The sequence below is a fragment of the Photorhabdus kleinii genome (assembly GCF_025384885.1).
In the GTDB taxonomy this organism is placed as follows: Bacteria; Pseudomonadota; Gammaproteobacteria; order Enterobacterales; family Enterobacteriaceae; genus Photorhabdus; species Photorhabdus kayaii.
This window is the reverse complement of the sequence record NZ_JAJAFY010000026.1, coordinates 1-18,478: the sequence shown is the minus strand read 5'-3', so window position 1 is coordinate 18,478 and position 18,478 is coordinate 1. Positions and strand designations below refer to the sequence as shown.

17 protein-coding genes and 1 pseudogene are annotated in these 18,478 nt (G+C 43.3%); 4 read left to right on the top strand and 14 right to left on the bottom strand.

Annotation, left to right across the window (positions count from 1 at the left end; translation table 11 throughout):
• Nucleotides 1–201 precede the first annotated feature (201 nt).
• From LG003_RS13360 to LG003_RS13305, 12 genes are all read right to left on the bottom strand, one after another.
• The gene (locus LG003_RS13360; protein ID WP_262980942.1) at nucleotides 202–3,162 is read right to left on the bottom strand and encodes a hypothetical protein; all 2,961 of its coding nucleotides are present in this window, start codon (nucleotides 3,160–3,162) and stop codon (nucleotides 202–204) included.
• Nucleotides 3,159–4,994, bottom strand: a complete 1,836-nt coding sequence (locus LG003_RS13355; RefSeq protein ID WP_262980941.1) for a hypothetical protein — start codon at nucleotides 4,992–4,994, stop codon at nucleotides 3,159–3,161. The genes LG003_RS13360 and LG003_RS13355 overlap by 4 nt, the downstream gene beginning before the upstream one ends.
• Nucleotides 4,995–5,200: 206 nt before the next feature.
• Nucleotides 5,201–5,617 carry a hypothetical protein gene (locus LG003_RS13350; RefSeq protein WP_112876582.1) on the bottom strand — a complete coding sequence of 139 codons (417 nt, stop codon included), beginning with the start codon at nucleotides 5,615–5,617 and terminating at the stop codon, nucleotides 5,201–5,203.
• Nucleotides 5,614–6,075, bottom strand: a complete 462-nt coding sequence (locus LG003_RS13345; RefSeq protein ID WP_262980940.1) for a GPW/gp25 family protein — start codon at nucleotides 6,073–6,075, stop codon at nucleotides 5,614–5,616. The genes LG003_RS13350 and LG003_RS13345 overlap by 4 nt, the downstream gene beginning before the upstream one ends.
• A gap of 13 nt (nucleotides 6,076–6,088) precedes the next feature.
• A complete protein-coding gene (locus LG003_RS13340) occupies nucleotides 6,089–7,690 on the bottom strand; it encodes a phage baseplate assembly protein V (RefSeq protein WP_262980939.1) in 1,602 nt (533 codons plus the stop codon).
• Nucleotides 7,687–8,370: a CIS tube protein gene (locus LG003_RS13335; protein ID WP_262980938.1), complete on the bottom strand. Its 684-nt coding sequence runs from the start codon at nucleotides 8,368–8,370 to the stop codon at nucleotides 7,687–7,689. Before LG003_RS13335 ends, LG003_RS13340 begins: the two co-directional genes overlap by 4 nt.
• Entirely contained in the window at nucleotides 8,357–8,536 is a 180-nt protein-coding gene (locus LG003_RS13330) for a DUF5908 family protein (RefSeq protein WP_112876578.1), read from the bottom strand. The genes LG003_RS13335 and LG003_RS13330 overlap by 14 nt, the downstream gene beginning before the upstream one ends.
• Nucleotides 8,533–8,991: a phage tail protein gene (locus tag LG003_RS13325; protein WP_112876577.1), complete on the bottom strand. Its 459-nt coding sequence runs from the start codon at nucleotides 8,989–8,991 to the stop codon at nucleotides 8,533–8,535. The genes LG003_RS13330 and LG003_RS13325 overlap by 4 nt, the downstream gene beginning before the upstream one ends.
• Before the next feature lie 13 nt (nucleotides 8,992–9,004).
• On the bottom strand, nucleotides 9,005–10,198 hold the full coding sequence (locus tag LG003_RS13320; RefSeq protein ID WP_262980937.1) for a phage tail sheath family protein: 1,194 nt from the start codon (nucleotides 10,196–10,198) through the stop codon (nucleotides 9,005–9,007).
• A 48-nt stretch (nucleotides 10,199–10,246) separates the two neighbouring features.
• Complete coding sequence (locus tag LG003_RS13315; protein ID WP_262980936.1) at nucleotides 10,247–11,728, bottom strand: phage tail sheath family protein; 1,482 nt, start codon at nucleotides 11,726–11,728, stop codon at nucleotides 10,247–10,249.
• Nucleotides 11,729–11,739: 11 nt separating this feature from the next.
• Nucleotides 11,740–12,819, bottom strand: a complete 1,080-nt coding sequence (locus tag LG003_RS13310; protein ID WP_262980935.1) for a phage tail sheath family protein — start codon at nucleotides 12,817–12,819, stop codon at nucleotides 11,740–11,742.
• A gap of 53 nt (nucleotides 12,820–12,872) precedes the next feature.
• Nucleotides 12,873–13,322 carry a phage tail protein gene (locus LG003_RS13305; RefSeq protein ID WP_112876573.1) on the bottom strand — a complete coding sequence of 150 codons (450 nt, stop codon included), beginning with the start codon at nucleotides 13,320–13,322 and terminating at the stop codon, nucleotides 12,873–12,875.
• 383 nt (nucleotides 13,323–13,705) lie between these two features.
• Between LG003_RS13305 and LG003_RS13300 the strand changes: the two genes are divergently transcribed.
• Nucleotides 13,706–13,840, top strand: a complete 135-nt coding sequence (locus LG003_RS13300; RefSeq protein WP_255566867.1) for a hypothetical protein — start codon at nucleotides 13,706–13,708, stop codon at nucleotides 13,838–13,840.
• Between the two features lie 388 nt (nucleotides 13,841–14,228).
• Here LG003_RS13300 and LG003_RS13295 read toward each other — a convergent pair whose 3' ends face one another.
• The gene (locus LG003_RS13295; RefSeq protein ID WP_262980934.1) at nucleotides 14,229–15,203 is read right to left on the bottom strand and encodes an Rpn family recombination-promoting nuclease/putative transposase; all 975 of its coding nucleotides are present in this window, start codon (nucleotides 15,201–15,203) and stop codon (nucleotides 14,229–14,231) included.
• A 466-nt stretch (nucleotides 15,204–15,669) separates the two neighbouring features.
• On the opposite strand from LG003_RS13295, the gene LG003_RS13290 reads away from it, so the two are divergent.
• Entirely contained in the window at nucleotides 15,670–16,035 is a 366-nt protein-coding gene (locus LG003_RS13290; RefSeq protein WP_315903388.1) for an ABC-2 family transporter protein, read from the top strand.
• Between the two features lie 167 nt (nucleotides 16,036–16,202).
• Here LG003_RS13290 and LG003_RS13285 read toward each other — a convergent pair whose 3' ends face one another.
• The gene (locus LG003_RS13285; RefSeq protein WP_262980933.1) at nucleotides 16,203–16,352 is read right to left on the bottom strand and encodes a hypothetical protein; all 150 of its coding nucleotides are present in this window, start codon (nucleotides 16,350–16,352) and stop codon (nucleotides 16,203–16,205) included.
• Nucleotides 16,353–16,869: 517 nt separating this feature from the next.
• On the opposite strand from LG003_RS13285, the pseudogene LG003_RS13280 reads away from it, so the two are divergent.
• Nucleotides 16,870–17,679 (top strand): annotated as a pseudogene (locus LG003_RS13280) (IS30 family transposase); the annotation flags it as partial.
• A gap of 92 nt (nucleotides 17,680–17,771) precedes the next feature.
• Nucleotides 17,772–18,478, top strand: a 707-nt coding sequence (locus LG003_RS13275) for an IS982 family transposase (protein WP_262980932.1), incomplete at its 3' end; no start/stop codon positions are given.

The following is an 18,478-nucleotide window of genomic DNA, read 5'->3' as shown; positions in this document are numbered from 1 at the left end:
AAATTGCTGCTTTGTTGGCTGCTTTCACTTACCCCAGTCACATAGTTATCTATGCTCCTGGGGATGCGTTCACTTGCCGCCGCGCTGCAACTTGAAATCTATTGGGTATAGATGTTTCTGTATAATTAAACAGGAAGAGATATTTAATGTTAAAATAAATTTTTTGTGATGATATATTCATTTGTTTTTATATGGGATAAATTAATTTCTATTTTTGATATTATTTTTATTAATCATTGCATTTAGTTTAGTTATTCCTCCGGTATAAGGTACATATAATAATTGATCACTTTTTATGACTTCTTCATTCCATTTATCTCCAGACTTACCAATTACCTCAATACGTTGCTGTTCAGTGGCAATTCGCATATTACCAATACCGGTTGCATCAGAAGGTAGGCGTCCCAAGGTTAAGGTTTCTAAAATATGATATGCCTCGTCCCCTAAAGGTGCGCCATTGTTTTGCCAACGTTTATAGCTGCTGGCAAAATCTTTAAAATGTTCCGGTGATAGCCAGTGAATAATCATCGAAATATGCGCGGGAAATTCAGCGAGAATCTCCTTTTTCACCCAAGACTCCAGCTTGTAAGGGTCAACTTTGTTATTCTCAATTAACTGACGATTAACGACCACACTGACCACAAATGAAAAGCGATCGGCCAAGGCGTACTTTTCGCTGGAGAAGTACCAGCGATAGCGCCATGCTTCGGTCTCTTTTGGAAAGTCTTTATGCTGTGAGTTTTGATTGCGTTTAATTAATATCTTGCCTTGAATACGATCAAATTTAACCACCCGTGCTTTGAGTTCATATTCAGGCGGTTCAGGGAGAATTGTACGAGCTGATATTTTTTGGGTTGGCCCAGATGGGGTAATGACATATTTCAGGGTGATTTCATCATCGACTTCGATCATGGCAGGGAAGGGGCTTTGAGCACTGGAAGTAATCCAACGTTCATCTTCGGTAACATTTTTATATGTCTCATCGGCATAAACCAATTGATAATCCATATCTTCCAGCCACACTGGGCTATTTTGCCAGCGCAGATTACCATCATTAAATGCCAGTCTTATTCTGTCAAGATTGCGTTCCAAATCGCTACTGTTACGGGTGTTAATGGAGAATGAATTTCCTGTCACTTCGGTGATCATTTGGCCCCGTAATATAAACTCTCTATCACCTTCAATAATAATCAGGTTAATTACCTGACCTTGTAATAACCGACCTGCAATACCTTGCTGGGTGATGATGAGTTGATGATTTTTAAAGCCTGAATTCTCTTCAATTATCTTTAGATCGTCAGGTTTATGTTTATCATTGAATTTCGCATCGGGTTTTATTGGTAAAAGCTGACGATGCTCAATTAAATAGAAAGGCAGGTTAGCCAGATCGGGTGTGTCGCTGAAACATTCTCCGCCCAAACCTAACCGGGCAGCAATTCGTTTTTGTAGCGCCGACACTTTATCAATCCGAATATTATTACGTTGATAGATTAGTTCGGGTTGTTGAGCCAGATAGCCTTGCTGAGTAGACAGAAAATCTTTGAAACCCAACAGTGAGTTTGATGTGAGTGGTCTGGCGGCAAGTTGAGCACCAAAATAGCCTAACAGATGATTCAGAATTGTCGCCTCTTTTATATAGTTTGACTTCTGAATATGGTTATCAGTATAGATTTGTGAATCACGGCTTAGTTTTGCGGTTAAATCAGCAATGATCTGTTGATGAACGTTGTCACTGACCGTATTGGCTTTAAAAGGCCACTGCACACCATGTACCGTTTCCCCTCGTTGTTTAAAGGCCAGTAATTTCGGTAACAGGGCCAGTTCGGCACAGCCGTTAGCCAGCATTTGTTCAAATGGCAGCATAAATTGGTGCAACTGCACTTGCTGTGGAGTTGGTTTACTGGTCTGCAATCCATAGCAGGCAGGTAATTTATGACTCACTGGATAGTAATCCAGGACTTTACGATATTTACCCCAATGCAGTAATTCTGGCTGTGTATCAATCAGTGGCTCCGCAATAAGCTTTTCCTCTATATCTTGTTTAGAAACGCTAATTTTAACGCCCCCTTTGGCGGTAATGGTAAGCGGGCTGTTTACTGAGGTAATTAATGCCAGTGGATCGTTGCCCCATAATCTGGGGTAATATCCCTGAGTGATTTTCCAGGACCAATTATCGTCCGACAATTGAGTAATAGTTTTGTCGTGATTAGCTAATGCCAGCCGGGTTACACTTTGAATACCTTTAATCGCTAATAATCGGTTAACCAGATGGCTGAGATTTAATACGGTAGCGCCGGTGTAATCTTTGACTTGAGGTAATGTCGGTATCCAACCGTGATGTAAATAAGGGCCGGAAAATATCTCTTCATGATTGTAACCCTGATCTTTCATGACTTGAGTGGTATAACGTTCGGGTTTTGCCAGCACCATCTGTTCCGCCGTCATATAAACTTGGGCGAAAATGTCGGCAAAATCGATGACGTTCTCTTCAAGTTCAATATCAATCTGCAAAGGGAGATCAGTAGGTTGCAGCCAGATAATGTGACTGACGGATTCCCCCAGATTACGGTTATCTTTTAGGAAAGCGTGGAGCTTTTCCTGAGCCAGCTTATTATCGGCCTGCGTTTCCCGGTTAGGGAGTAAATAGAGCCAGTAATTTCCTCTTAGCGCTAATTGGCTGTCTGATCCGGAGTTTTTAAAGCTATATTCACGTTTCTGTTTGTTATACCAATATTGATAACGTTGATTTTCAGGTTCACGAATTAATTGGACATCATTAAAGAAAAAATAATCTTCGTGGGTGTCATTAATCGTGTCACTGCTGTGCAGGTCTAGCAAAGCCCGGCGATAATCCTCCGCGGTGATGGGGCCACAGGTCAGCGTTTGTTGTGGGCCAAATTCTTGGGGGAAAATACCGTCGCCGGGTATCTGTTCCTCTGGCTTTGGAGTAAGAAGATCTCTCAGTGGTAATGAGTGGCGATAGGCCAGATCGGAGGCACCATAACAACAGGCTTCCAATAAGGTGATACCGGGATCATTTTCACTGGTATTGCTCCAGCATTGGCCGGATTGCTGCTCAATCACCGTTTTGGCCTGAGTGAGTAAGGCATCGAAGGTAATATCGTCTTTGACGATGGGAAACAGGGCATCCTGATGATTCATTGGTTAACTCCTTGGTTTAAGGGGCGCGGCTCTGGCCAGACTAAAATCAGCACTTCATCATCGGCGGCTTCGATACTTTTACCCACGGCACCGGTGACTCGGTTAGCGATGGTTATGCTTAAATCGGTGACGCGTTCCACCAGAGGAGATTGCTGGATCGTGGCTAATAACTGGTAATAATCAATGCGATTACCGGTTGTCACGCCGATAGCGGCATTTTCGCCCCACGGCATATATTTGCGGCTTAACTCCTGTTGTAGCTGATGATATCCGTAGTCGGGGTTAACACCTGCGATAAAGGTCACTTGGTAGTTCACATTAACGTCAACGTAAGTGGGATTGCTGATCTCAAGGGTTGCCCAAGGGCTGCTGAGTTGTTTGATCCATTCGACCATCTCTGCCAGCCGAGCGGGGTTTAATTTTGGACGCAGCGCATCATCGTTATCTTTGTAACGGCTGTCAGGAATCACAATCAGTTGCTGTTTTTCCGGTGCCGGGATTTTGGTTAATTCACTGGCAGAAGGGTATTTGACATCAAACAGGCTGATAAATTGCTCTTTTAATAAAGTGACAATGTTGCCCCAACTCAGCGCCCGGTTACGGTGAGATAGCCGGGCAGGGAGTCGGGTCAGGAAGGCTTGTTCGGTTTCTGGCGGGCGACCGTTCCACGAGGCCCAAGGTTGAGTTATTTCATCGATTCCAACAGATGAGTTCACCGGCTGTTTAATGCTGCCGACAGCTAATCCATTTAGCAAGTGATCCGACTCAATGGTTTCTGCGTTAATTAGAGTAGCGGTTATAGCGTTATACAACAGTCCTTTAATTCTTGGATAATTAGGCGGTTTTTCACCAGATACCGTTGGTACCATCTCAGCTTTTAGCCAGTATTTATCTGTTGGCATTAGAGAGGTTTGATTTGAAGCGTTTTGTGGTAACAAAGTTCGCAAAGTTCCCCGATCAAACAGGTTGCGGGTTTGGTCGTGAACCAGTTGGGTTAATGACTGCCATGTATTGTCTTTATTAAGATAAAACCAGGATATGGAGAATTCCTCAAAGCCGTCTAACTGCCAGTATAGAGATAACGTTTGCCCCGGTAATACATCGGTAAAGCCTAAATAGAATGTATTATTGGCTAGTGATGATATATTTGCTTCTCCCCAATTTATGGTGGTAGATTGAACTTTGACATCATGGGATGTTTCGCTAAAAAGTTTAATACCGTTTTCAGGTAATTTAATATTATCTGAGTGGCTTAATATTATTGCCGATTTCCAGTCGGTGTTATCTTTCCGATGCCAACGCAGATCGGTCAATTTTCCTTGATTCGCTAATAGATCGGTATCTGATGCATATTGTAACGGATTTCCGGCGCTATCCTGTCCGGCATCAAATAGGGTTCCTTTAGGGATAAAATATTCTGCATTATCTGTATTTAAGGTAATGCTTAAAGCAACGCTATCTGCTTGCGCTTTTTTAGGTTTCAGCCCCAATAATTCCCGGTAGTAAAGATTACGGTGCCGGGCCGGAAAAGTATTTAATAATCGATTAGTTGTTTCTAATAATTTTAAAAAAGCCAAAACAAAAGCTTGATGGGCCGGTAAAAAGCCATCCGCCTTATTAACATTTTGGTAAATGTCGGCTAATTGTTGAGGATGATTTGCTTGAATAAAGTAAAAGCTATCCCAGAACTGTTTTTTCTCTTGATCAAAAGGAATTTTTTCAGCATAAGCTTTAAGCCAGTTTAAAATATCTAGCGTGCTTCTTTCATCAAGTTTAAATTCAGTATCTGGCACAATTGCAGAGAGTTTATTTTCTAACTCAGCCTGTCCCATATTTTACCACCTGTTATGCAATTATTCCCGATATACCCTTCATCTTTCAAGCTGCTGCTTTGTTGGCAGCTTTCACTCATCCCAGTCACATAGTTATCTATGCTCCTGGGGATTCGTTCACTTGCCGCCGCGCTGCAACTTGAAATCTATTAGGTATAGATTTTCAGGGGATCGTGATTATTTAAAATTAAAGTTGGAAAAATTATTTATCCGGCAGTGACCGCATATTGACTGGCAATAAAACGGCCTTTGCCCATACTGGGGGCTGTTACATCCGGGCCACTCGATGGATTATTGGCTGGCTGTGTCGGGGTAAAACAGGCGATAAATTGTTGTCCGACTACAATCACCGTGACTGGACTACGGCAGAAGTTTACCTGCTGGCTGGCATCCAATTGAGCAATGGTGACTATTCCCATGCCGGGAACCGGGTGGCTTGGGGTAATATATTGCGCTTGCAGTTGGACCTTTTTTTCATCACCCACTATGACGATCTTTTTGCCTTGAATTTTGACGTGTCCGCTACCCCGGATGGTTGCTGGCCCCAGAATGGTGACTTGTCGGTTGCCAAATAACGGTTCGAACAGCAAATTGTCGCCATCCACCACCAGTTGTTTGCTCATAAACTCACCTGTACCCGGCCTTCATTAACTTCAAGGGCGCCTTCAATTTGCTGGCCGATTTCGCTGCCTCTCAAGATGTAAGTGACCTGAATATGCAAGGTATTGGGCATGTCTATTCTCTGATTTACCTGGATCTCGCTGATATCGGCGCGGGGTTCATAGCGCAATACTCGTTCTTCAATACGGGTTTGAATTTCGACCATCATTTCGTCACGGATATTGGCAAACAGATAATCATTCAGGCCGCAACCATAATTCTCATGCATAATTCGTTCGCCGGGTTCGGTGAGAAAAAGAATTTTCATATTTTGGCGAACGTTTTCTGCCCCTTCCGCTATTGCTACGCCGGTTGCTATTTCAGGATGCGCATTATCTTTGATAGAAAATTGCGGCGGAAAGGCCCAACCCCGACCATAAATATCGGCTAATACTGTGTTGGTTAATACTGTGTTTGTCATCTCATTACCTTAATTATTGGGTTAAATTAATTTTCGCACCTTTAATATCCACCCCGGATTTCCCGGAAGCAGACAGCGATTTTTGGGCCTCTATTTTAATTTCCTGAGCATTGGTAATGAGGTTTTTAGTCGAATTAAGCGTGATATCTTTATCTTGTTGCAGAGATAAGGTATGTTTTCCGCTATTTAATGCGAGGGTTTTATCTTTATTATTAAATAATAATTCCTGCTGGTTCTCCCCCTGTTTAATCACTAAGGTTTTCACCGGATTTTTTTCACTCGGTTCTAACGGTGCCTTGTTTTTAGGGTTGTGCATGGAGCCTAATATCACTGGGAAGCGGGGATCACATTCAAAGAAGCCGATAATCACCTCATCCCCCGGTTCCGGGTAGAAGCAGAAGCCGCTTTCATGGCTGGCGTAAGGTTTACCCAGGCGGGCGAAAAGGGTGCCGTTGGTTAAGTTTAAGGCCGGTATTTTGACCGGAATACGACCTAATGACTGGCTATCTCGCTGGTATTTTTCCACGATCCCGACATGCAGCTCTTTCGCCTGCGGTATAACTTGCTCTGTTTCCGGTAGTAGCCCCAGCGTTAGCCGGGTACGCCAGCCTTGCCGCTGATTGATGGTCTGACTGACGCCGGTGATAATCGCCTGACCATCCATCCCCTGACCAAAGCCGTTTAATGCCAGCACATCACCGACGTGATAACGGTTATTGCCTTCGACCTCAAAATTACCGGAGACGTTATGACTTCGGCGGTTATTCAGGATACCTTGAGCAAGCTGTTTGGCCTGTTCATTGTCCAGCGGATGGCTGAAAACCCATTGCCATGCTTGGTTGGTCAATGATGTCAGGTTATCTGTGGCGAGTTGATTGCGACCCAGTCCGCTGCTTTTTGCCTGATGGGCTTGAGACAGTTTTTGTTGGGCGATATCCCAGGATTGTACACTCACGGTTTTGGGGCTACGTTGATTATCCCATTGTAAATTAGCCTCAAATAACACCGCATCCTGATGGTTAGCCCGCTGGTGGATGGTATGTACGGTTGACCGATTCAGTGATTCCGGGGAAACCAGCGTCACGCTATCGTTACCGGGCAGTAGCCAGGTGTGGGTCGCGAACAGCCGATTTTTTAGAAAAGCCCAGTCATTACAGCGAAACTGCACCATTTGTTCATGCACCGTTTTAAGCTGCGGGGCTTGTTTTATCGTGACAGGGATACCCGCTTGGCTAAACAGCTTCTTGATAATCGCCTCATCACTCTGTTTGTTGAACAGTTGCGAGTGGAAGTTGTGAGTTAATTTTTGCAACGCATGCTTGGCGGTCAAAGTAATGATGCTGTCCTGACCTTTAAGCCCCAGTGCTTGTCGAACGATGATCCCCTTAAACACCACGGTTTTTTCGATCTGTACGCTAAGTTGATGATTGGGGCGGCAACTTGCCAGTTCAGCTTGTGCCTTGGCATCAAAAATATGGCTGGCATCACCGGCGATCCCCAAAGTAATGTTGGCCGAAGGGATGCCATTAATGTGATGGTTAACGGTCAGACTGATAACCGTAAATTGATTGAGGGCTTTGCCATCGATTTTGATCGTTATCGTCGGTATCTTCATGCTTTCCCCTGTGCTTGCAACGTTTGTCCGGGGATAAAGTCATCAAGATTATCCAGACCGTTTTGCCAGGCCAGCGAGAGATAATCAATCCCACCCGCCAAAGACGCTCCGGCGCCTAAGGCGATCAATGGCAGGGAGAGCATATCCGTTACGTTAACCGCAGTCGCCGGGGGAGATTTTAATTGCTGCTCGGTGGCTTGAATAACCAAGCTTTCATCTGCCACCAGAGATAGGGTCGCGCTGGCCCGCAACGGTGTGGCATCCCGGTCGAACAGGGTGTAATGAATGCTGAGGCCACTGGCGCGGCAGGCAAAATAGCCTTTGTTTTCCCAACGCATTTTGCCCCATTTGATGTTAAGAAAGTGGGGAACGTGAGTACTGGCATCCACGGCACATAAGGCTTTTAGCGTTGCCAGTTGGGTTTCTACCGGCGTGTTGTTGCCGGGCATGGTGGCATCAAATAACAGGATTAATGATAGACCCGCCGGTTGGGATAACACATAGCGGCTGCTTTGGCTGGCACTGTTAATGCTTTCATCCTGCTGATAACGGGTTTGATAATCGAGCTGGATGACATCAGGGTTATACATCGCCTGTAAACTGCCTACGGAGATTTTCCCCTCGCGGTCTTTGAAGGCGGTGAGGGTGAGTTTGGACAGGCTGCGTTCAATTAAGCTCATAATGACCTCCTGTTTCACGCAATGCATCTAATACTGCTTGTTTCACCTTTTCAATCAGGTGGGCGTTATCCAGCGCTTCCTGCGCCAGTGTTCGTGGAGTGACCGAGTGACTCGCTGAATCGGTGACTTTGGCCTGAATAATCAACTCCTTAATTTCAACAGTCATGCTTTCACTCCTAACCAGCGCATATCCTGATAACGTAATTCCAGTGCATTCACCAAAACGGTATTGCTATTGGCATCAAGGTCGCCGGTAGACCAGCGAACCGGCAGGGCGTTACTTAATGTCCAGCTTGCTACGGGAACTGAATGTTCATTCAGTAGCATGATGACCACATCGGCATACACCGCTTTCTCGCCGCGCAGGACGCGATCAAATACCCAGGTCAGCGGCGTAACGGTCATCACGCCGCGTTCCAGCACCAAACTGCCGTGTTGGATCTTCTCGGCTAGCCAAACGTTTCTGGCATTTTCTCCGCCCTGACTGTGTTGGGTGGTTTGCAGTTCGCGGCTGAGGCCCGATATTCGTTGGAAGGCAATGTCGAGTGGGCTAGGGATGTTGTTAAACAGAAAACTGGCGATAAAACGGTGTGACACCGACGGGGTGTATAAGTTGTTCATATTTTGCCCCTGTTTAATGGGTGATGCCGGTACGGGTATCAAATGTCAGACTCAGCTCAATAAATTCCGCCGGAATTAATAGCGCCAGCCTGATCTTCATGATCATTTTCCCGGCCCGCAGATCCGCTTCGCTCATCGATTCATCAACGCCCAGTAACACCTCAAAGGCTTGATCTTCCTGAGTGCCCCGTAGCCCGCCATTTAGCCATAACTGACGTAACCAGTTGTAAGCCTGACCTTTAAACTTCATCCAGGTGATGGCGTTATTCGGTTCAAACACAAAGGCTCGGCCCAGTTGAGTCATATGGGCTTCGATATAGGAAACCAGACGGCGTGTCTGGATATAGCGCCAAGGAGAGTCGGGGGTGTTGTCCAGCGTGCGGCATCCCCAGATCTTTATCCCTTTGCCGGGAAAACTACGCACCAGATTCAGTGAGGTGCCATCCTGATTAAACAGGGCATCTGCTTCAATATAAGAGCGTATTGGGCTTATCACCTTGGCTAATGCGACGTTCGCGGGAGCGTGCCAGACCGCCATTTGGTTATCGTTACGCTGAATAATGGCGGCCACCGCCGCAGTCGGCGAAAGAACAACAGACCGATCTTGTTCCTGATAGGCACTGTTCAATCTTGGCCAGTATACGGCACCCCATTGCCGATCACTGGAAGAGAGCTGCGTTAAACATTCCGCAGCCAATGCGGGATCATCGGGGGCATCCAGCAATCCCATGATGCCACGTCGGCGCTGGCAGAGGTTAAGTACTGATTGCCAAAATTGTAGCCAGAACTGAATCTTGTCGTATTGATCGATTTCTGAATCGGGAGCATCCATCTGATTCAGATAGACAATATCGGGGACCACAATCAGCGTGATAGCACTCTGTGCCGCAATCGCTTGTTTAACCCAATCTTGTTGTAGGGTAAAGCTCAATGATTGAAAATTGCCGCGTGGTTCATCAGATCCTAACGACAGTACATAGGCTTGTTGACCCCCGTTGTCAAAAAAGTGACGCACGGAATAGTACGTTAATCCTGATTCACCAAATGACAGGGTAAAGTCGGTCAGGCTATTTAACTTGACGGCGGTTTGGTTGTCTGGACTTTTTGCGGTGTAACCAATAAAAACCGGTATACCGATAAATGCCTCATCTTGTGGCTGGGATATCAGGTTCTCCGTGATAGTGACGCCGGGCTGTGTGATTTCCATTCTCGGTTCCTCAATAGAACAGGCGCGGCGAACCGCGCCTCAGTACGGTTACGGTGTTACATTTTGCGAAAATTGCAGGATGATAAATTCAGCCGGACGGACCGCTGCCATGCCAACTTTGACGATCATTTTGCCTTGCTTAATATCAGTGTCGGACATGGTGACACCTTGACCAATCTGGACAAAATAGGCTTCCTGCGGGCTATTACCGGCCAGCGCTCCTTGTTGCCAGAGTTGATGCAGATAGTTATCAATGGCTGACCGAACGCGTTCCCAAGTAGGTTGGCTATTGGGTTCAAAAACGGCAAATCGCATGGCTTGCTTGATATCCCGTTCTGCCGCATTAAATAAACGCCGAACCGGAATGTAGCGCCAGTTGTCATCATCTTGCAGAGTACGAGCGCCCCAGACGACAAATCCTTTGTTACTGAAATAACGGATAGCATTGATGCCTTTTTGATTTATGGTGCTTTGTTCATTGTCGCTGAGCCGATCCGCTACATCACTAATTTCGCTGAGAACAACATTCGCCGGTGCTTTCCAGACGCCGCGGCTGGCGTCAGTGGCGCAATAGACACCAGCCATGACTGCACTGGCAGGAATGAGGTTTTTGTTCTCTGCAATTTTTTGTTCTATTGCCTTGGTAACTTGTGTATGGAGTTTTGGGTTTTGCTTTTTGAGTTCTGCCAGATGGGTAACTTTTTCATCCCGATAACCTTCAACTGCAATGGTACTCTTTTCCACCTGAATAAGTTGTGAGACTTTAACCGCAGGATAATAAGTTGCGGTTTGTGATTGCAGGCTAACATTGAGTGCGGTTTCTTTATCCTGATTATCAGCGATAAGAAAATATCCTGCCTTTAATAAAGGGGTCAGGCTGCCATATATTGCACTCTGATAAGAAGAATCCCGTTCAGGGCAGACGATCAAGGTAATTTCTAAAGCCTGCTCAATTAATTCAGGAATTAATGCCAGAGTAGTATCTTTGGTATCAGCAATTGGCAGGATATAGCAGGGACCGCCACCATTTTGGAAATAAAGTTTTAAAGCATCACTGCTTGTTGTGTAGGTGACGGCAGTTATATTGTAAGAATCACTGTTATTTTTATCGTCTGTATCAAGCGTACTCTTTTGGGCGGCAAAAGTTTCTACATTGCTTTTGGCTTTTGTATTGTTTTCGGTTTCTGCATCGTCCTTGGTTTTTACATTATTTTCAGTTTCTACATTGTCCTTATCTTTTGTATTATTTTCGGTTTTTTCATTACCTTCGTTTTTCTCAGGAACGGAAGGGGCTGGTGGCGGAGTAGGTTCAGTTAATTTGATTGCTACCGACCTAATACAACCCACATGAAACTGGTTAGTAAAATCTAACCAGCTACTCACGCGTGTTATTTGTGGTGTTGCGCTGATTTTTTTCGGTGAGAAACGGCCAATAAAAACCGGGATTGCCGTATTCCCTTGGCTAACGGAGAGAGCCAGTGATGCATCTTCTTCAATATAGACGCCAGGATAGGTTGGTGTTGTTGGCATGTTGCCTCCGATTATTGAGCGATATTCTGCGTAAATTGCAAGATAATAAATTCGGCTGGACGAACTGCCGCCAGACCCACTTTGACAATCATTTTGCCCTGCTTGATATCGTCATCGGTCATGGTGAGACCTTTACCGATCTGGACGAAGTAAGCCTGTTCGGCTTTGTTACCCATTAAGCCGCCTTGCTGCCACAGGGCATAGAGATAGTTATCGATAGCGCGGTGAACCGCTTTCCAGGTGGGTTGGCTGTTGGGTTCAAATACCATAGCACTCATGGCATTTTTAATATTTTTCTCTGCACTGTTAAACAGACGGCGAACCGGGATATAACGCCAGTTATCGTTGTCCTCAAGTGTACGAGCCCCCCAAACCAGCGTGCCGCTCTTAGGAAAGGTACGGATCATATTCAGTGCCCTGCCTTGGTTATATTTCGTTTGCAGGTCGTCGGTTACCGGGTATTTAGGTTGTAATCCTCCTTGAATAGGAACGTTAGCAGGCGCTTTCCAGACCCCTCGGCTGTTATCGACACTGGCATAAATACCGGCCATCACTGCACTGGGCGGAATATCAATGGCGGCTTTATTTTCTCCCCATTCAGCGGTTAGCCAAGGGTAGTAAACTGCGCCATAAGCGGTAGGAGAATAAAGTTTGAGGACTTTTTCTGGTTCTTTTATGTCAGTATCATTTTGTGGGCCATCAAAAATGGCAAATAATCCTTTGCCCGGCTGGCAAAGTGTACTTACTGCATCTTTAATTTCTTCGCCGGTGGCAACCAGTAATGTCACATCGTCGAGTTTTGGCACTTGTGTTTCTAAGTCTTTAGTTTTGACGAGATAGCAATATCCACCACCGTTAATAAAATAAGCACGCAGTGAAACGTCGAGGATATTCTTGGGATTAAATGGTTCGCCTTTTAATGTTAAATAGTTCATCCAACTACTAACACGAATATAGAGTTTATCTGATATTGATGAACCGTTGTTTGCAACAGCAAAGACCGGCACTGCTGTTGCACTGGAACGAATGGAGAGTGCGGGTGAAGCGTCCTCTTCAATATAAACGCCGGGATATGTTGGTACCGTTGGCATGTAGCCTCCAATTATTATGCAATATTCTGAGTAAACCGCTTTATAAATGCGCCTTAAGCTGCTTGAATGGTGACTCGATCTGCGGTCAGGCTAATTTCCTGAACAGCAACTTCGTTGCTGGTGGCATCAAAAGCAGGAGCGGTTAATGAAGTTGGGAAAGCATTTGCCACGCTCCAGGTCATTAAAATTTCAGTACCGGCTTCGTTAGTCAGGCTAATTGAAATATCTTTTTTCTCGACCCGATTAAGTTGAATAGAATTAAGCCAATCAAAAAGTTTAGTATCACCGGAGAAGACACCTTTACGCAGGGTAATATTGATCGCCTGACGTTGGCCGGGCATTTTATAATAATTGCCTGTGCCGTCTTTATATTCGATGACGTCATGAGAAATATCGAGCCCGGAAACGCTGTTAAAGGGGACTTTTTCATCACCGATTGAGACAATGAAGCGGTAAGTAGGGATAGGATATTCAACAGCGATTTGTTCTGGAGTTGTAGACATAATTTTTTCCTTATTGGTTATTTACGTTTAAAAGATAAACAAAGTGTTATTGCTTTATTTTGATTAACACTGAGGTTTTGACTAGCACTGAGCTATGGGTATAGCTACCGCAGCAACCTGACATATAGGTTATTATTTATACTGAAAAAATTTACTTCGCGATTATTTAGTTCGCATTTAATAAAGCGGCATGATTATAAGTAATGAATCTTTAGAGGGAATATTAATTAATAATGAAGGCTAATTATTAATTGGTATGGTAGAGGTTAACCATTTTAGGTATTTGTGCTGTTTTATTTGGTTTTAGGGGTAGAGAAATTATGAATGGAGAATTATTTTCTGTTTCATCGATTAATTTATGATCAAAAAATCGATAGGTAAGTATGATTATACAAATCGCTATAGGAGAAAATAATCTTGGTGGTATAAGAGGAAAAGTATCTCTTCCGATTAGAGAAGAAAAAGATAGTCTTATTGCAGTGCTAATAAAATGGATTTTTTACGGTAGTAATAAATAGATAAAATGAAATCATGTTTGAAGTTAGATTGTTTCTTTAGGGCGACAGATAATACGTCTATTATAGTTTGAAATTTGAAATCAATATTAATTATGTTCAGTAATTGGTACTTTTTTGATTACTTATTGATTATGAGATTTAGTAGTAATTCGATTTAATCGATTTTCTACGAAGTTCAGTAAATAGTTAAAATTGATATTTGTTCATTAAGACAATAATTGGTTTATTATAAAATTATAATTTTTTTTATAAACCGTGATTTTGTTTCCGCAAACAACTCACCTAATCGCGTTCCCCATGCTCTTAAGGTGTCATTTTGCTCCCTATAAATAAGAACAAAAATGCCGATTTTGAATATCGGCATTTTTCTGTGAAAAAGAAGATTAATTTAATGCTTTAACGCTTCAATTTTATCCCGGCTCAGTCCGGTACTGGTGACAATAATATCCAGGCTAACGCCATGCCGTAATAAGGCTTGAGCCGTTTCCACTTTACCTTTCTCTCGGCCTAGTTCAATACCTTCCTCCCGGCCTAGTCCAATACCTTCCTCTCGGCCTAGTTCAATACCTTCCTCTCGGCCTTGCTCAATACCTCGCTCAAGCCCTTTTTGTTCAAGCTGTTCTGCAATAGTCATCAACATCGTTTCATGCTCCGGAGATTGTTCAATCAATTGATGGACAAATTGGGAGAGATCCAGCGTATGTCCATTCAGTAAAATATAGCGTAACACCACATTGCGCTGCTCGGCTGTATTATACCCTGCATTCAAGAGTTCCACCAATTGGGGGACCCATTCCAGCATATCCCGACATCGGATGTGTTTTTGCACCAGCTCCATCAGGGCAACGCCTTTATGTGTCAGGATTTCTTCATCGCTGAGCACACTGACGTCCACTAACGGAAACGCCTGACGGTATAAGCGAGCAGCTTGTTCAGGGAGCGTAAAACAATCCAGCCACCGGTTTGAGTAAGGATAAGGACGAACCTCACCATGATAAAACAGCAGAGGCGCCACCAAAGGGAGTTCAGTATGGCCTTTTTTCAGGTGAGCCGCCATGGCTGACATGGCGTAATACATCAACCGCCAGGCCATCAATGGGTCAGGAGTGGACTGATGTTCAATCAGACAACAGATATAGCCTTGTCCTCGAACTGTTTTAACCGAGTACAGCACATCACTGTGCAGTTGACGTAAATGCCGGTCCACAAAACTGCCGGGTTCCAGTTTCAATGTGGCTAAATCACACAACGACTGGACCTCTTCGGGCAGATAAAGGGATAAAAATTCCCTGGCCGTTTCGGGCTGCGTTAAAAAATGCTTGAATAATGCATCATGGTGAGGCCGTTTTTCTTTCTTTGCCACAATCTGTTTCTCTGTCTTATCAGTTAGTCATTACCACTCATTGTCAAGGTATAGTATTTCTACCAAGTTACAAAAAACATTGTTTCAGATTTCCTCAGGCAAATCTTTACCGAATACATTAATATAAAAGCCTAAAGAATAAAATACTATATACCCGTCATCTTTCAAGTTGCTTCTTTGTTGGCTGCACTCACTCACCCCGGTCACATAGTTCTCTATGCTCCCGGGGATTCGCTCCCTTGCCGTCGCGATGCATCTTGAAATCCATAGGGTATAAAATAAAAAACGAGAAAATATTATATTTACAACAACTACTCAATGAAAGTTATTTATTTAAGTAAGTTTTTAACTTACATTCGCATAATAATAACCATTTTATCAAAGCATCGATTACTTATATTTACGTTAATATTGGATGTTCAGAACGCAAAAATTTAACTGAACTCCCTTCAGATGATCTATTATTTTGAAATGTTACTTAGGAAGCAACAAAACCTTTGCTTCATTGAGCTTTAATTTTATCAATTTACTTCTGTACATTTTGCTGTTGCTGACTGGAATGATAACGTACTACAGTATTTTGTTTATTTGGACTGCTAATTCGTTTTGGTGGCTTGGTAATGAACACCGAGATTCCTTGTTTTTAAATAATATTATTATTGCGCGTTTTCCTATTGGTATCTTTAATGGCAGGTTCGGTTTTATTCTTAAAATGATGATTCCTCTGACATTAATTGCGAATCCTGCTGCTATGGCGTTAATTGGAAATGTTGGATGGGAATTAGGAATAATGTCGGTTTTCATTTCGCTTTTTTTCTTAACCCTATCATAAGCCAGAACGTCTCGATATTACGTCACAATCTCTTGTAAAACAGACCACGCGGTGGTTTGAAAGGTAAAACGCTTTATGGGATTATTTTTGAAAAAATGAGAACGTAAAAATGCTCTATCTTTTGTCAGTGAGTCTGTACACTATTATGCTATTCCTCAACAATAGGATTATTTGCTTTTTTTATTTCTTCTTTTATTGCCGGCAGCAATGCGAGCTTGTATCTCCTCTTGAGATAATGGTGTTTTAGCTGGTGATATTTGTGGCGTAATATCAAAAATATTCCTATCATCGAATTCAGGATGGTTAATAAATGGCAAATATCCGGCAGGAACAGTCAGTCTCCCTCGGTAATCACATGACTACATCTTATGCTTTACTTGATATTGAAACTAATGTAAAATCAGTCATTAATGATTAATCTGTTTGCACATAATACCACTTAATGGCTGATTTTAAGTTGAGAATAAAACCAGACTAGCCGGATTTTATTCTTACATTCTACTTTTTCCTCTTTTTCATATTTTTTTGATAGCTTACTATCAATATAATGGATATTATTATTGATAGCATTGATGATGTATCTAGATATAAATCCATAACATTCTCAATACCATATATTCCCCAAAAACTGGCGAATGATGTAATGAAGCTAGTCGGCGTTATCATATCTATGATTTTCATCGTTATAATGAAAATCACAGAAGCCGCTATTATGTATTTTATAAAAGATAAAGTTTTCTTCATCAGTTGGCGGATTCGACTAATAAGTGCAATTTTTCAGAAAGGCGGTCAGTTGCTATAGTAGGCACCTTTCCCGCCACAGGAAAATGCACTATGGCCTATACACAACTGACCGAGACAGAAAGATATCAGATTTCCAGTTTAAAAAAAGCGGGTTTTTCACAGCGTTTCATTGCTGAGTCACTTAAGCGAAGCCCATCGACCATCAGCAGAGAATTGAAGAGAAATCAAGAAGTCCAGACATACTGCCCCGAACAGGCTCATTTAAAGGGATTGGCTCGTCGTCATTTTGCTAAGAAAGCCGTGAAAATCACACCGGAAGTAAAAAAATGGATAAAACGGTTAATTTGGAAAGATTTAAGTCCTGAGCAGGTGGCTGATTATTTGAAGCAACATAAAGGGATATTTTTGCATCATGAGACGATTTATAGGCTGATTTATCAAGATAAAATAGAGGGGGGTGATTTATGGCAACATCTACGAATTGCTAGAAAACCCTATCGTAAACGCTATGGTTGCTATGAAAAAAGAGGCAAAATTAAAAATCGGGTCAGTATTGATAAGCGCCCGGAACTCGTTGATAAAAAAGAGCGTATCGGCGACTGGGAAGGTGATACGATAATTGGGAAAGATAAAAAAAGTGCCTTATTAACCCTGGTTGATCGTAAAACGCTGTATACAATTATTGTTAAACTGGATGGCAAGCGAGCATCAGAAGTCACGAAAGCGGTGGTGAAAGTATTATATCCGTTAAAACAAAGGGTTAAGACCATCACCTTCGATAACGGTTTGGAGTTCGCAGATCATGAAACCATGAGTAAAAAATTAGAAACCGAAATTTACTTTGCCCACCCTTACTCGCCTTGGGAAAGAGGGATCAATGAGAATATCAACGGGTTAATTAACCTGAACTCTGGATAAAAAAATGGAACTAAGTGCCTGTTCCAAGATCAAAATTTTCGACCAAGAAAAAAACGACCTTATTAGGAACAGGCATGGATAAACTAGTTGAACTCTTCTGCGATGTCGATGATTTTTGCCGTGTATTCATTCCACTCTGGGAACAACAGTGTATCGAGGAAGGACATCGTCAACGCAGACGTCATGGCCGCATGAGTGCCAGCGAGATTATGACCATTGTGATTGCTTTTCATATGTCACATTATCGCGATTTCAAAAATTTCTACTTTGGACTAGTCCGACGATACCATCAACAAGACTTTCCCACCCTGCTCAGCTATACCCGGTTCTTAGGCGTCGTTTCCTCAGTTTTAGGACCGCTTTGTAGCTATTTGACGCAGGTGAAAGGGAAACCCACGGGACTCGCTTTTGTCGATTCCACAAGTATTCGTGTTTGTCATAACATTCGTATCCCTCGCCATAAGGTGTTTGACGGCATAGCGAAACGAGGAAAAGGGTCAATGGGATGGTTTTTCGGTTTTAAGCTGCATCTGATAGTCAATCATCAGGGAGAAATTGTGTCAGCCAAACTCACTCCGGGTAATGTCGATGATCGGGAGCCTGTCCGTGAGTTAGCAACGGGATTAACAGGAACGCTTTACGGCGACAAGGGATATATCAGTCAGGCTCTGTTTGATGATTTAAACGCAGCAGGGGTGACATTGATAACGGATACGCGCAGTAACATGAAGGCAAAAGCGCTCTCAGTGTGGGATAAGGTGATGTTATCAAAGCGTTTCAT